Origin of the sequence: Streptomyces sp. NPDC015346, from assembly GCF_043078785.1 — a bacterium.
Lineage (GTDB): Bacteria > Actinomycetota > Actinomycetes > Streptomycetales > Streptomycetaceae > Streptomyces.
This window is the reverse complement of record NZ_JBIBTW010000002.1, coordinates 244,827-258,638: the sequence shown is the minus strand read 5'-3', so window position 1 is coordinate 258,638 and position 13,812 is coordinate 244,827. Positions and strand designations below refer to the sequence as shown.

Here is a 13,812-nt window from a genome sequence, read left to right as displayed (position 1 = left end):
GGTCGGCCCTACCGTTCTCGACATGACGACGAAGACCTATCTGGAGCTGTCGCAGGACGACGGCGGCGCGCACAAGTTCTACGAAGTGACGGTCGACGGCCTGGTGGTGTCGGTCCGTTACGGTCGGATCGGCGCCGCCGGGCAGACGCAGACCTCGACGTTCGCCACGGCGGAGAAGGCGCGCGCCGCGGCGGCGAAGAAGATAGGCGAGAAGGTCCGCAAGGGGTACGCCCCGGCGGTCCAGGGGCAGCGGGCGGCCCGCTCCGTCACCCGCCGCGCGGTCGCCTCCGCGCCGTCGACGGCCCGCGCGGTCGCGCCGGTCCTGTGGCGGTTCAGGACCGGCTCCGCCGCCTTCGGTATCCATGTCGACGACGACCGCTGCTGGGTCGGCAACCAGGCCGGGGACGTGTACACCCTGAGCCACGGCGGCGAGATCCAGGCCCGCTTCTCCCTCCCCGACGGGGTGAAGTGCCTGGTCGCCGACGACTTCTGGATCTACGCGGGCTGCGACGACGGCCGGGTGTACGACCTGTCGTCGAAGCTGCCCTTCGCCGCCTACGACATCGCCGCCGCGGTCGACATCTTCTGGCTGGACATCCACGAGGGCGTCCTGAACGTGGCCGACCGGTCGGGCCGGCTGACCGTCATCGACCACGAGGACGAACACCAGTGGTCCCGCGGCGGACGCGGCGAGCACGCCTGGATGGTCCGCGCCGACGGCGACGCCGTCTACCACGGTGACACCAGGGGGGTGACGGCGTACGCCCCGGACGGCGGTGGCGAGCTGTGGCACACCGACAGCGAGGGCGCGGTGCTCTTCGGCTGGCAGGAGGACACCGCCGTCTACGCGGGCACGGCGCACCGGAAGGTCCAGCGCCTCGCGAAGAAGACGGGCCGCGTCGAGGCGGTCTACGCCTGCGACAGCACGGTCTACTCCTGCGCGACCTCCCCCGGCGGCCGCTTCGTCTTCGCCGCCGACGCCGCCTCCTCGGTGTACTGCTTCGCCGAGGACGGCACGCGCCTGTGGAAGCTGGGCACGGGTGCGGGTTCGGCGCTGTCCATGCAGTACCGCGACGAGCGGCTCTATCTGGTGACCTCGGACGGCTCCCTGGTGTGCGTGGACGCGAGCGAGGCCGCCATCACCGCCGCTCAGCGGGGTACGGTCCCGGTCGCCAGGGACGTCAAGCTCGCGGCGGCGCTGCCGACGTACGCGCCGGCGACGACGGTGGCGGCCGTGACGGCGGTGAGCGCCGCACCGGCCGGCTCGGTGATCGTGGAGTGTGTCCAAGAAGGCGGCAGGACCCGGGTCCATGTGCTGTCGGACGGCTATGAGCGGTCCTGGAACGTGCAGTTCCCCCGGGCCATCCGGGAGCCCGGAGCGCGGTACGTGGTCGACGCGCTGCACCCCGCGTCGGGCGGTTTCTACCGGGTCCGCGGCGACATCCGGCGGCTGCTGTGACCGGCGGGGCGTTCGAGGCGGCCACGGGGGACGGCCCGCCGCGGCCCGAAGGCGAGGCCGAGCAGCGCTCCCGGGAGGTGAGGGCCGCCTTCGAAGGGCTGCTGCAGATCCGCCGGTTGACGAACGGTGAGGGCGCTGACCCGACCGAGGCGCCCGCCGAGTGGGAGCGGAGACAGCCGGTCCGGGCGGTGGCCCTCGCCCTGGAGGCGGCGAAGATCGTTCCCTCGGCGGTGGACGCCTCCGGAGCCCGGGTGGCGACGGGCTATCGCGTCACGGCGGGCGAACGGCCGGGCACCGCCGTCGTCGAGTGGCTGGGCCCGCCGGGCGGCGGCGCCGCCCAGGAGGAGGAGTCGGCCCTCGGCGCCTGTGTCCCTCTTCTCGAACGGCTTGGCTGGGAGGCGCTGCTCTACCGGGGCCCGCGCCGCAGGCGGTACCTGGAGGTGGAGCCGATGCGAAGGTGATCCGTCGGGTCGGTCCGTACCGTGGGTGGCGGCGGGGCGTGGGTGGCTGCGGCTCAGGCGATCGACGCGGAGAGGATCGCGGAGACGGCGAGGTTGCACGAGGCCGTCACCCAGACCGCCGGGTGCGGCTCGGGGTCGACGAGGGTGGCGCCCAGCTTGCCGGGCGTCACCAGGTCGAGGACGAGGAAGGCCACCGCCATCATCACCAGGCCGAGCAGCCCGAACGCCGCCGTGGAAGCGAGGCCCTTGCCGAAGTCGTCGTAGGTCGTCCAGATCGAGGTGAAGACGATCCCGCCGATCCCGAGCAGGGCGGAGCTGAGCAGGACGGCCGCGTTGCGGTTGCGCTCCTCCCAGATCTGCCGGCCGAGCTTCCCGGGCGTCAGCGCGTCCACGAGGACGATGCCGAGGATCAGCAGCACCACACCGAGTGCGCCGTAGGCGGTGGCTCGGCCGAGGCCGTTGACGATGTCGCTCATGGGATGCCGGCTCCGAGGAGAGGTGATCGTGAATGATCGCGGTCAAGGACCGGCAAAATGTAGCGCATGGGGTCGGGGCCCCGACCGGTCGGCCAGGGCCCCGAGGCTCTCTCGCGTCTGCGTCATGGAACCCTCCAGTCGGCGGTCGAAGCAGCACCCACTGAAGCCGTGCCGAACAAACGTCTCAGAACGTGACACGTGTGGAGCAGCAACGCTGAGGCCTCGCCCCCGAACGCGGCGACAGTGGAAGGCGTACGCCCCCTCCGCGCACCGACGTGCCGCACGCACCGGGAGACCTCTCATGACCACGCTCAACCGACGCGACCTCGGGCTTCTCGTCCTCCGGGTCGGCACCGGCGCCGTCCTCGCCGCGCACGGCACGCAGAAGCTCTTCGGCTGGTTCGGGGGCGGCGGGCTGACGGGCACCACCCACGCGATGGAGGCCATGGGCTTCTCCCCGCCCCGCGAGAGCGCGATCGCCGCCGGCCTCGGCGAGGCGGGTGGCGGAGCCCTGCTGGCCCTGGGCCTGGCCACCCCGGCCGCGGGAGCCGCCGCGGCCGGCGCCATGGCGGGCGCGGTCTCCGTGCACGCCCCGGCCGGCTTCTTCGCCCAGGCGGGCGGCTACGAGTACCCGGCCTTCCTCGGCTTCACCGCGGCCGCCATCGGCGTCGCCGGCGCGGGCCGCTACTCCCTCGACCACGCCACCGGCCATGTGCTCGACCGCCCCTGGGTCGTCGCCACCGCCTTCATCGTCAGCGCCCTCGCCGCCGCGGCGGTCGTCGGCCGCCGGGCCCAGACCCAGAGCGACTCGGACGCCCTTGGGGAGAAGCTCAACCCCGAGTCCCCCGAGGCATCCGAAGTGGGGTAGGAACCGGGGGCGGCCGGTCCGCCCCTTCGACGGCGCGGCAGGATGCCTGGCGTGAACCATCTGCTGTGCGGACTCGCCGCCAACGAGGCGCTGCCCTCCGAGCTGGTCGACCGGTTGATCGCGCTCGCCGACGACGACATCGCCGCCGACCTCGCGCGGCGCACGGACCTCAGCCACGCCCAGGCGGTCGAACTGGCCGCCCGTGTCGGGGAGTCCGCGCCGCAGCTCGCGTACGCGGGGCGGCTGACCGCCGACGACATCGATCCCCTGACACAGCCGCGCGCCGCGCTCGCCCTCCTCGAAGAAGGCGCCGGCCCTCAGGAGTGGACATGTCTCTTCGCGGTGGACCCCGCCGTCGAGCGGCGGGAGAGGCTGGCCGCCTGCCCCGACCTCCCGCCCGATGTGGCGCAGACCCTCGCGGCGGACCCGGACGTACGGGTGGTGGCGGAGCTGGCGCGAGCGACGACGTCCGACCTGGCCGCCCGCCTGGCGACGCATCCGCACACCGAGGTCCGCCGGGGCGTGGCGGCCAATGAGGCGACGCCCCCGGCGGTACTGGCCCGGCTGATCGACGGCGCCGGACTGCCCCCGGCGCGGTGGTGCCCGGTCTGCGACGGAAGCGACACCCCCTTCGACGTGCCGCCCGGAGCCTCCTGTGACGGCGGCTCGCACGCCTACGCCGTGCACGACATGTGGTGGACGGCGCTCCAGAACCCCGCCACCCCCGCCGGGGCCGCCGCCGGCTTCGCGGACCACCCGTCGACGCTGCCGCGTCTCCTGCTCGCCGCCCGCCCCGACCTGCCGCCGGCCGTCTGCCGACGACTCGCCGCCGATTCCCACGTGGGCGTCCGCGCGGACCTCGCCCGGAACCCGGCCGTCGACGAGGCGCTGATCCGCGAACTGGCCGCCGACGAAGCGCCGGCCGTCCTGCGCGCACTGGCGCACCACCCCCGCGTACCGCTCGACGTGCTCGCCCGCCTGACCGCCGCCACCAGGATCGGCCCGACCCTGCTGCCCCGGATCGCCGCCGCCTCCGCCGCCGAGGTGGCGAGCCTCGCGCAGTCACCACACCCGGAGCTGCGGATGCTGACGGCCGAACGGCGCGACCTGCCGCCCGCCGTCCGCGACGCCCTGGCCGCCGACGCCGACGCGAAGGTGGTCAAGTCCCTCGCACCCCACCCCGGCCTCTCCGAGGACCGGCTCGGCGCCATGCTCGACCGCCATGGAGCCCAGGTCGCGGCACGGGTGGCGGCCAACCCGGACGCGACGCCGGCGCTGCTGGAGCGTCTGGCCCGGGCCGAGCCGCCCGTACGGAAGGCGCTTCGCGAGATCGCCCGGCACCGCAACGCGACGGCGCCCGCGCTGCTCGCCTGCCTGGGCGACGCCCGGGCCAGGCCGGTGGCCGCCGGTCATCCCGCCCTTCCGCCGCCGGTCGTGGCCGAGTTGCTGTCCGACCCCGACTGGCAGGTCGTCGAAGCGGCGGCGGCCAACCCCTCGCTGCCGCGCGCCGTGATGACGGCTCTGCTACGCCACGTATGACCTGCGACGAAAGCGCCCAGTACGGTGAGGGCGGCCGGGACGACCGGTCATGACGGTGGACGCGACTTCTGACGACCAAGGCGGTGCCCATGGCCCGGTTCGACCTGCCCCTCGACCAACTCCGTACGTACCGCAGCGCGTCCGAGGAGCCGGAGGACTTCGACGCCTTCTGGACCAAGACGCTGGACGACGCACGTACCCATGAACTGGACGCGCGTTTCGAGCCGGTGGCGACCGGACTGGCGACGGTGGAGGTGTACGACGTGACCTTCGCCGGGTTCGGCGGACACCCGGTCAAGGGCTGGTTCGTCCTCCCGGCCGGCACGGAACGACCGCTGCCGGTGGTCGTGGAGTTCCTCGGGTACGGAGGCGGGCGCGGCCTCGCCCACACCCACCTGCTCTGGGCCTCGGCCGGGTTCGCGCACCTCGTGATGGACACCCGAGGGCAGGGCAGCGGGTGGGCGACCGGCGACACCCCCGACCCCGTGGGCAGCGCGCCGGCCTTCCCCGGCTTCATGACGCGCGGCGTCGAGGACCCCTACGCCTATTACTACCGGCGGCTCTTCACGGACGCCGTCCGCGCCGTGGAGGCCGCCCGTTCGCACCCGCTCGTGGACGCGGCGCGCACCGCCGTGACCGGGGTGAGCCAGGGCGGCGGCATCACCCTGGCGGTCGCGGGCCTGGTCCGCGACCTGGTGGCCGTGGCGCCCGACGTGCCGTTCCTCTGCGACTTCCCGCGCGCGACGACGCTCACCGACCGCGCGCCGTACCGGGAGATCGGCAACTACCTCAAGACGCACCGCGGCCGCACGGACCAGGTCCACCGCACCCTGGCCTACTTCGACGGCGTCCACTTCGCGGCCCGCGCGACGGCCCCGGCGCTCTTCTCCACGGCCCTCGAGGACCTGACCTGCCCGCCGTCGACGGTGTTCGCGGCCTTCAACGCGTACGCCCACGAGGAGAAGGCCATCGAGGTCTACGACTTCAACGACCACGAGGGCGGCGACACCTTCCAGCAGGCGGCCCAACTCCGCTGGCTGCCCGCGAGGCTGCGCGCCGGCCGCTAGGCGGTATCTCCGACGGGACATGGGGGTCAATAGGGTGACCCCCATGTCTGCCCCGTTGAGTTCCACGAAAACCGCCGCCGCACTGCGCACGGCAGCACGCGTCTCCGCCGAGTCGCTGCTGGTCCTGGTGATGGCCGCGGTGACCCTGTGGGTTCTGGGCCGTATGTGGTCGGTCGTCTGGCCGCTCATAGTGGCCCTGTTCCTCACCACCATGACCTGGCCCCTCACCCGCTTCCTTCGCCGCCGCGGATGGGCGCCCGCCCTCGCCGCGGCCGTCGTCACCGTGCTGTTCCTCCTGGTCGTCGCCGGCATCGTCGCGCTGATCGCGGTGCCCGTGTCCGCCCAGTCGGGGGAGCTGGCCGACGGCGTGGTCAAGGGCATCCAGAAGCTGCGCGAGTGGGCCGCCGGGCCGCCGCTCAACATCGGGGACGACCAGATCTCCGGCGCCTTCGACACCGCCGTGGCCCGCGTCCAGGACAGCGTCGGCAGCATGGTCACCACCATCGCCTCCGGCGTGAGCACGGTGTTCAACGGTGTCGTCACCGCCGTCCTGGCGCTCTTCCTGATGTTCTTCTTCCTCAAGGACGGCCCCCGCTTCCTGCCGTGGCTCACCCGCCAGCTCCCCGGCCGGCTCGCCGCCGACGTCCCCGCCGTGGCCGAGCGCGGCTGGGACACCCTGGGCGCCTTCGTGCGCTCCCAGGCCTTCGTCGGTTTCCTCGACGCCGTGTTCATCGGCCTCGGCCTGTGGTTCCTCGACGTACCCCTGGTGCTTCCGCTGGCCGTGCTGACCTTCGTGTCCGCGTTCGTGCCGATCGTCGGAGCCCTGTTCGCCGGCCTCGTCGCGGTCCTCATCGCGCTCGTGTCGAACGGCCTGACCGACGCGCTGCTCGTGCTGGCGATCATCGTCGTGGTGCAGCAGCTCGAGGGCAACGTGTTCCAGCCCATGATCCAGAGCCGTGGCCTCGGCCTGCACGCGGCGGTCGTCCTCCTCGCGGTGACGCTGGGCGGCAGCCTCGCCGGCATCGTGGGCAGTCTCCTCGCCGTCCCGGCGGCCGCGCTGGTCGCGGTGGTCTGGAACTACCTGCGCGAGCAACTCGCCGAGCCCGCACGGGAACCGGCGACCGACGAGACCGACCAGCCTGACGCGCCCGGCGCCGCCACCGCGACCGTCCCGTCGTAGACGGACCCGGCGGCCCGGCCCGCCCGGCGCGACGGGTCAGCGCAGATCGAGCCGCATCAGAACCCGGGGATGACCGGCCAGCACCGAGGTGGTGTCGGCGGCGTACGTGAATCCGGCACGCTCGAAGTTCTTCCTGATCCCGGCGTACGCCATCGTCATGTCGACGCGGGCCGTGCCGTTGTCGAGCGGGTACGCCTCGATCGCCGGCGCTCCATGGGCGCGGGCGAACTCGACCGCACCCGCGATGAGCGCGTGCGAGATGCCCTTCTTGCGATGCCCCGGTCGCACGCGGACGCACCACAGCGACCAGACCGGCAGATCGTCGATGTGCGGGATCCTGCGGCTGCGTGCGAAGGCGGTGTCCGAGCGGGGGGCCACGGCCGCCCAGCCGACCGGCTCGTCGCCGTCGTAGGCGAGGACTCCCGGAGGGGGGTGCTTGCGGCACAGCTCGGCGACGTACGCACCGCGGGCCGGCCCGCGAAGCTCCGCGTTCAGCTTCGAACCGATCCGGTAGCTCAGACACCAGCAGACGTTGGCGTCGGGCGACTTCGGCCCGAGCAACACCTTGACATCCTCGAAGACCGAAGCCGGACGAACCTCGACGCTCATACCTCCCACGATGCCACGGACCACGGGCGGCGCCCCCCCCGGCGGACGGCGTCACGGCACGCAGGCCGGCGCTACCGTACGGCTGGGCCGAGCCGGTGCGTTCTCCGCCCGGTGTGTGCGACGTGGAGGGGGAGTCGTGGGGTGGAGTCCGCTGATCTATACATTCGTCGACGGCGGTGAGGTGCCCGTGCCGCCGGACCCGGCGCTGGTGCGGGCGGTGCTGGAGCCGCATGATGTCGGGGATCCGCGGCTCACGGTGGGCGAGGACGGGACCCTGGCCTTCTGGATCCGGGCGTCGGACGGCAGTGAGGCCGAGGTGACCGCCGACCGGCACGGCATCCTGGTCTCGCGTCCGCACGCCGGCGCCGTGTTCGGGATCATCGCGGAGCTGGTCTCCCGTCTCGGCGCGGTCATCCTCGACCCGGGCGGGTCCGGGGTCGTGTGCAGGGCGGAAGAGCTCGCGCATCTGCCGGCGGGCATGCGAGAGGACGCCGTCGTCATCGAGATGACGGGCGAGGCCGTCGAGGCGGCTCTCACGCGGCCGCGCCACCCCTGACGAGCAAGAGCCGCGATGTCGTACCCACGGCCCGCCGCGTCCCGGCCCGGGTCCGGGACCGTGCGCCCTGCGCCGGCCTCGTTTCCGGCAGCGCCGAACGGTTAGCCGCCCCCCATGAACACATCAGCGAAGTCCGACGGCCGGGCCCCTGCCGTCAGCGCCGGAACGCGAGCCGTGAGGCGACTGCTGCCGTCGGCGGCGGGCCCCGGAAGGATCTTGCGGGGGATGGACCGCGTGGAGGGCGCCGCCGTCCTGGACGGGCTGGTCGACCGCCTGCGCGGAGCGGTGCGGTCGCTCCCGCTCGGGGACGGGCGGGACGTCCTGCACGGGCGGTGGCTCGGTCACCCCCTGCACCCCCTGATGGTGCAGGTGCCGATCGGCACCTGGATGTCCGCCGCCGTGCTCGACCTGCTCCCCGGACAGCGGCGGGCAGCGCACGCCCTGGTCGGCGTGGGTCTCGCGGCCGCCGCCCCGGCGGCGATCGCCGGGTGGGTCGACTGGGCCGAGTTGCAGCGCCGGCAGATGCGGCTGGGACTGCTGCACGCGGCGACGAACGTCACCGCTGTCGGCCTGTACGCGGGATCGTTCACCGCGCGCATGCGGGGCCGGCCCTTCCTCGGCAAGGCGCTCGGCTTCGCCGGTCTGCTCACGGTGAGCGTCGGCGGCGCGATCGGCGGCCATCTGGCCTACCGGCAGGCCTCCGGGGCCAACCACGCGGAAGCGGTGTCGCAGCTCGTGGAGCCGGGATGGCATGCGATCGGCGCTGTCGCGGACCTCCCCGTCGGCGAGGCGGTACGGCGGCACGTCGACGGCGTCGCCGTTCTCGTCGTACGGGAGAGCGGCGAGCAGGTGCACGTCCTCGCCGACTCGTGCAGCCACATGGGCGGCCCCCTGAGCGAGGGAACGATCGCCGACGGCTGCGTGCGCTGCCCGTGGCACGGCAGCGTCTTCCGTCTCTCCGACGGCTGGAACGTACGCGGCCCCGCCACCGCCCCCCAGCCCGCCTTCGACACACGTGTCACGAACGGCCGCGTCGAGGCGCGCCTCGCCACCCCGGCCCCGGAGCACCCACTGGAGACCTCACCCCACGCGGCGTGACGCTTGTCGCGGCCGTCCTTAGGACGTACGTACGCCTGACCGGACCTGTGCGCCGGCGGCGGCGGGAGAGAGGCAGGTGATGACGTGGTCATCGACGAGAATCTCGTACGGGAGCTACTGAACGCGCCCGAGAGCGACGCCGCGATCGTCCTGCTGGAGGGCAGAGCCCAAGTCGTGGGGGAGGCCGCCCTCGCCGGCAACGAGTTCCGGGGAGCGGCGGTCCTCGTCTCGCGGGGAGACCTGGTCGACAGGCTGGGCGCCTCGCCCACCGACGAGGAGGTGGCGCGCCTGGCGGCCTCCCTGCGCGACGCCGTCGACAAGCTCGGCGCCTGATCGCCCACCGGCCGGCCCCACCGCCTTTCGCGTGGTTTCACTCGTCCGCCCCCGCGCCGCAAGGAGATCGGCAGGGCCGACAGGAGTAGAAAGACCGGGGTCGAGACAGATGGCAGCTCCGCCGCGCGGACGCGGCCCATTTCTTCGAGGGGTCTCATGGCGACGTCGACAGAACCGGTCACGCCCATTCCGGTGCCGGGCCGGAGCCTCGGCAGCGTCGTCGTCTCCTGGGTGACCACCACCGATCACAAGAAGATCGGGCATCTCTATCTGATCACGTCGTTCGTGTTCTTCCTGCTGGGCGGTCTGCTGGCGCTCTTCATCCGCGCGGAGCTGGCGCGGCCCGGCATCCAGATCCTCTCTCCCGAGCAGTACAACCAGGCATTCACCCTGCACGGCACGGTAATGCTGCTGCTTTTCGCGACGCCGACCTTCGCGGGCTTCGCCAACGCGATCATGCCGCTGCAGATCGGCTCTCCGGACGTCGCCTTTCCCCGCCTCAACATGCTCTCCTACTGGCTGTTCCTCTTCGGCGGCATCATCGCCTTCAGCGGGATCTTCACGACACAGGGGACGGCGGACTTCGGCTGGACCGCCTACACACCGCTCAGCGGCGGGGAACGCACTCCCTATGTGGGAGGCGACATGTGGATCATGGGCCTCGCACTCAGCGGATTCGGGACCATCCTGGGCGCCGTCAACTTCATCACGACGATCATCTGCATGCGCGCCCCGGGCATGACGATGTTCCGGATGCCGATCTTCACCTGGAACATCCTGCTCACGTCGGTCCTGGTGCTGCTGGCGTTCCCGGTCCTGGCGGCGGCGCTGCTGGTCCTCGAATCGGACCGGCAGTTCGGCTCCCACGTCTTCGACGCGGCGAACGGCGGTGCCCTCCTCTGGCAGCACCTCTTCTGGTTCTTCGGGCACCCCGAGGTGTACATCATCGCCCTGCCGTTCTTCGGAATCGTCACCGAGATCCTGCCGGTGTTCTCCCGTAAACCGATCTTCGGCTACATCGGTCTGATCGCGGCGACGATCGCGATCGCCGGTCTTTCGGCCACCGTCTGGGCGCATCACATGTTCGCCACCGGCGCGGTGCTGCTGCCGTTCTTCTCCTTCCTCACCTTCCTCATCGCCGTGCCGACGGGTGTGAAGTTCTTCAACTGGATCGGCACCATGTGGAAGGGATCACTCTCCTTCGAGACACCGATGCTGTGGTCCATCGGATTCCTGGTGACCTTCCTGTTCGGCGGCCTGACCGGAATCGTCCTGGCCTCGCCTCCCATGGACTTCCACGTCACCGACACCTACTTCGTCGTGGCCCATTTCCATTACGTCGTCTTCGGCACCGTCGTTTTCGCCATGTTCGCCGGCTTCTACTTCTGGTGGCCGAAGATGACCGGCACGATGCTCGACGAACGTCTCGGAAAGATCCATTTCTGGACTCTCTTCATCGGGTTCCACACCACGTTCCTCGTGCAGCACTGGCTCGGCGCAGAGGGCATGCCGCGTCGCTACGCCGACTACCTCGACGCCGACGGCTTCACCGCCTTGAACACCGTGTCGAGCATCGGTGCTTTCCTGCTGGGAATGTCGACCCTGCCGTTCTTCTACAACGTCTGGAAGACGGCGAAGGTCGCCCCACGGATCACCGTCGACGACCCCTGGGGCTTCGGGCGCTCCCTGGAGTGGGTGACCTCCTGCCCGCCCCCGCGGCACAACTTCGTCACCCTCCCGAAGATCCGGTCCGAGTCGCCCGCCTTCGACCTGCACTTCCCCGAGATGGCCGCCCTGGACGTCGGCAAGACGGGCAAACGCGACGTCTTCGACGACGCGTCCGCCGCGACGCACGAGGGCCCGGACGCCGGCAAGCACGGCCCAGCGCCTCGCTGAGGGCGGCTCCCCGATGGACCGCGACGAGACGGCTGCGGGCCTGGCCCGCCTCGAGGGCTACCTCATGAGCCAGGCGGTGATGAGTGAGGCGAGGAGGGCGGGGGAGGACTTCGCCCGCGACCTGTCCTGGCTCGGACCCCTGGAGCGCGACGAGATCGCCCGCCGCTTCACCGACCACCACCTCGCGCTCCGCCGGGAGATGCTGCACTCCGTCGTCGAGCGTGCGGCCGAACTCCGGGCGGAGTACAGCGAGCGGTACGCCCAGCTGCGCCGCCGGACCCTCGCCCTGGCCCTGATCGCGATGGCGCTGTTCGGCACGGCCGCAGCCCTCATCGCCCTGCGCGGCTGAGAAGCCGCCGCCGGACGCATGCCGGAGGGCGTGGTGGGCACTGGCCCGGGGTGAGAGGAGGCCCCCATGGGCGCTTACGGCCACCACGCCACCGGCCACCGCACCTACGGCCGCAACCGCGTACCCCGGGACCGTGCCGGCAGGCGCGAGTTCCGCAGCGCCGTCCACGACCAGCTCCTGAGCCTGCCGATGCTCCTGGCGGCGGTCGCGCTGGTCCTGGGCCCGATGGTCTCGCAGGCGGGTCCGAAGGACGCCCAGGTCAACGAGCTGGCCGTCGGCATGGTCCTGCTGTTCGTCGTCGGGCGCCGGCTCTACCGCGGCAGCAGCACGCGTTCCGACCTGGTCGTCGGAGGACTGGGAGCCTGGATGATCGCCGCACCGTTCCTGCTCGGCCTGCAGAACACGGCGATCGCCGAGGAGAACAAGATCCTCGACGTGACCGCCTCATCGTGCTCGTACTCGCCGCGGCGGCGTCGCTCATGACGATCAGAGGGAACCGGGAAAAGCCGGACCAGCAGGGGCAGGGGCAGGACCAGCGGGGTCAGGAGCAGCGGCAGGAGCACGCCCGCACGACGAGGTGAGCGGACGGGCGACAACGAGGTGACCGGACGCGCGCCTCGCCCCGCCTCGTCATGGCTTGCGACGGGTGGCCGCGAGCCAGGTGACGGCGCGGTCGATGTCCGCGGGGGAGACGATGCCGACCAGGTCGCGGCCGTCCGGGGCGAGGACGAGGACGCGGTTCTCGCTCACCGATTCCAGCCGGGGCAGGACGTCGCTGACGGCCTCGTCCGGGAAAGCGGTGGCCACGTCGTCGAGAGGTGCCATCACCTCGGCGACGGTGATCGTCGCCCGCCGCTGCCACGGCGTCCGGTCGATTCCGCCGGCCGTCACCAGGCCCAGGAGCGTGCCGTCCGGCGCCACCACCGGGAACGCCGTATGGCGATGGTGCCCGAAGGGCACGGTCGCCAGGAACCGCTCGACGCTCATGTCCGCAGGCACGGTCACCGGGTCGGGCGTCATGATCTGGCGGACCGTGATCCCGGCCAAGGTGCCACGCAGCCGCGCCTGCTGACCCTCCGCCGTCGCGGCGGCGATCATGAACCCGCCGACCAGGGCCGTCCACAGCGCCGAGAACGTGCCGGTGACGAGCATGGAGGCGAAACCGTAGACGACCAGCAGCCACCCGAAGCCGCGTCCGGCCGCCGCCGCGATCACCGCCGCGCGCATCGGGTCCCCGGTGAACTTCCACAGCGCCGCGCGAAGCAGTCGGCCGCCGTCGAGGGGAGCGGCGGGAATGCTGTTGAACAGGGCCAGGAGGATGTTGATCGCGGCCAGCCAGGCGACCGCCTCGACCACCGGACCGGGCGCCGACAACACCCCCAGCCAGCCCGCCAGGAAGCCGAAGACGACGCCGAGCAGGGCACTGGTCAGCGGCCCCACTCCGGCGATGCGCAGCTCGGCGCCGGGGGTGGGAGCCTCGCTCTTCAGGCGGGCGACGCCGCCGAGCATCCACAGCGTCATGTCCTCCACCTCGACGCCGTTGCGCCGGGCGACGATCGCGTGGGCCAGCTCGTGCACCAGGATGGAGGCCACGAACACCACGGCCACCGCGAACGCCAGCCCCCAGTACGTTCCGGTGGCGTGGCCGGGGTACGCGTGGGCGAGCCGCCCCTCGGCGAGGCTGACGGTCACCAGCCAGAAGATGACGAGGACGCTCCAGTTGACGCCGACTCGTACGCCGGCGATGCGCCCCAGCGTGAACGTCGCCTTCACCGTGCGCCTCCGCTCCCGTACCCGACCGGTCGCAAAGCCCCCGTAAGCAGGCGCATACCCGGGGATCGCCGCCGTCCAACCCGACCGGTGAGGAATGAAGGCCCGTGGCGTGGGGAGTCGCGGCAGTGCGCGGGCGCGTGTCGCGTCC

Annotated in this window: 15 protein-coding genes; 12 read left to right on the top strand and 3 right to left on the bottom strand. The window is 72.1% G+C overall.

What is annotated here, in order from left to right:
* Positions 1-22 precede the first annotated feature (22 nt).
* Together ACF06X_RS07175 and ACF06X_RS07170 are read left to right on the top strand one after the other, a co-directional pair.
* Positions 23-1,459, top strand: coding sequence for a WGR domain-containing protein (locus ACF06X_RS07175; RefSeq protein WP_392286213.1), 1,437 nt, complete (start codon positions 23-25; stop codon positions 1,457-1,459).
* Positions 1,456-1,920 carry a hypothetical protein gene (locus tag ACF06X_RS07170; protein WP_392286212.1) on the top strand — a complete coding sequence of 155 codons (465 nt, stop codon included), beginning with the start codon at positions 1,456-1,458 and terminating at the stop codon, positions 1,918-1,920. Before ACF06X_RS07175 ends, ACF06X_RS07170 begins: the two co-directional genes overlap by 4 nt.
* Before the next feature lie 53 nt (positions 1,921-1,973).
* Here ACF06X_RS07170 and ACF06X_RS07165 read toward each other — a convergent pair whose 3' ends face one another.
* Complete coding sequence (locus ACF06X_RS07165; RefSeq protein ID WP_392286211.1) at positions 1,974-2,396, bottom strand: DUF350 domain-containing protein; 423 nt, start codon at positions 2,394-2,396, stop codon at positions 1,974-1,976.
* A gap of 301 nt (positions 2,397-2,697) precedes the next feature.
* Here ACF06X_RS07165 and ACF06X_RS07160 point away from each other — a divergent pair, with 301 nt between their 5' ends.
* From ACF06X_RS07160 to ACF06X_RS07145, 4 genes are all read left to right on the top strand, one after another.
* Positions 2,698-3,264, top strand: coding sequence for a DoxX family membrane protein (locus ACF06X_RS07160; protein ID WP_392286210.1), 567 nt, complete (start codon positions 2,698-2,700; stop codon positions 3,262-3,264).
* Positions 3,265-3,315: 51 nt separating this feature from the next.
* The gene (locus ACF06X_RS07155) at positions 3,316-4,803 is read left to right on the top strand and encodes a hypothetical protein (protein WP_392286209.1); all 1,488 of its coding nucleotides are present in this window, start codon (positions 3,316-3,318) and stop codon (positions 4,801-4,803) included.
* An 89-nt stretch (positions 4,804-4,892) separates the two neighbouring features.
* Positions 4,893-5,870 carry an acetylxylan esterase gene (locus ACF06X_RS07150; RefSeq protein WP_392286208.1) on the top strand — a complete coding sequence of 326 codons (978 nt, stop codon included), beginning with the start codon at positions 4,893-4,895 and terminating at the stop codon, positions 5,868-5,870.
* 43 nt (positions 5,871-5,913) lie between these two features.
* Complete coding sequence (locus tag ACF06X_RS07145) at positions 5,914-7,050, top strand: AI-2E family transporter (RefSeq protein WP_392286207.1); 1,137 nt, start codon at positions 5,914-5,916, stop codon at positions 7,048-7,050.
* Positions 7,051-7,086: 36 nt separating this feature from the next.
* Here ACF06X_RS07145 and ACF06X_RS07140 read toward each other — a convergent pair whose 3' ends face one another.
* Entirely contained in the window at positions 7,087-7,659 is a 573-nt protein-coding gene (locus tag ACF06X_RS07140; RefSeq protein WP_392286206.1) for a GNAT family N-acetyltransferase, read from the bottom strand.
* 136 nt (positions 7,660-7,795) lie between these two features.
* Here ACF06X_RS07140 and ACF06X_RS07135 point away from each other — a divergent pair, with 136 nt between their 5' ends.
* From ACF06X_RS07135 to ACF06X_RS07110, 6 genes are all read left to right on the top strand, one after another.
* A complete protein-coding gene (locus ACF06X_RS07135) occupies positions 7,796-8,215 on the top strand; it encodes a hypothetical protein (RefSeq protein WP_392286205.1) in 420 nt (139 codons plus the stop codon).
* 225 nt (positions 8,216-8,440) lie between these two features.
* Positions 8,441-9,313, top strand: coding sequence for a Rieske 2Fe-2S domain-containing protein (locus tag ACF06X_RS07130; protein WP_392286204.1), 873 nt, complete (start codon positions 8,441-8,443; stop codon positions 9,311-9,313).
* An 84-nt stretch (positions 9,314-9,397) separates the two neighbouring features.
* Entirely contained in the window at positions 9,398-9,646 is a 249-nt protein-coding gene (locus ACF06X_RS07125) for a hypothetical protein (protein WP_392286203.1), read from the top strand.
* Positions 9,647-9,802: 156 nt separating this feature from the next.
* On the top strand, positions 9,803-11,542 hold the full coding sequence (gene ctaD, locus ACF06X_RS07120) for a cytochrome c oxidase subunit I (RefSeq protein ID WP_392286202.1): 1,740 nt from the start codon (positions 9,803-9,805) through the stop codon (positions 11,540-11,542).
* A gap of 13 nt (positions 11,543-11,555) precedes the next feature.
* Positions 11,556-11,891 (top strand): hypothetical protein, encoded by a 336-nt coding sequence (locus ACF06X_RS07115; RefSeq protein ID WP_392286201.1) that lies wholly within the window; start codon positions 11,556-11,558, stop codon positions 11,889-11,891.
* 66 nt (positions 11,892-11,957) lie between these two features.
* On the top strand, positions 11,958-12,374 hold the full coding sequence (locus tag ACF06X_RS07110) for a hypothetical protein (protein ID WP_392286200.1): 417 nt from the start codon (positions 11,958-11,960) through the stop codon (positions 12,372-12,374).
* Positions 12,375-12,521: 147 nt separating this feature from the next.
* Here ACF06X_RS07110 and ACF06X_RS07105 read toward each other — a convergent pair whose 3' ends face one another.
* Positions 12,522-13,664: a site-2 protease family protein gene (locus ACF06X_RS07105; protein WP_392286199.1), complete on the bottom strand. Its 1,143-nt coding sequence runs from the start codon at positions 13,662-13,664 to the stop codon at positions 12,522-12,524.
* Positions 13,665-13,812: the final 148 nt, after the last annotated feature.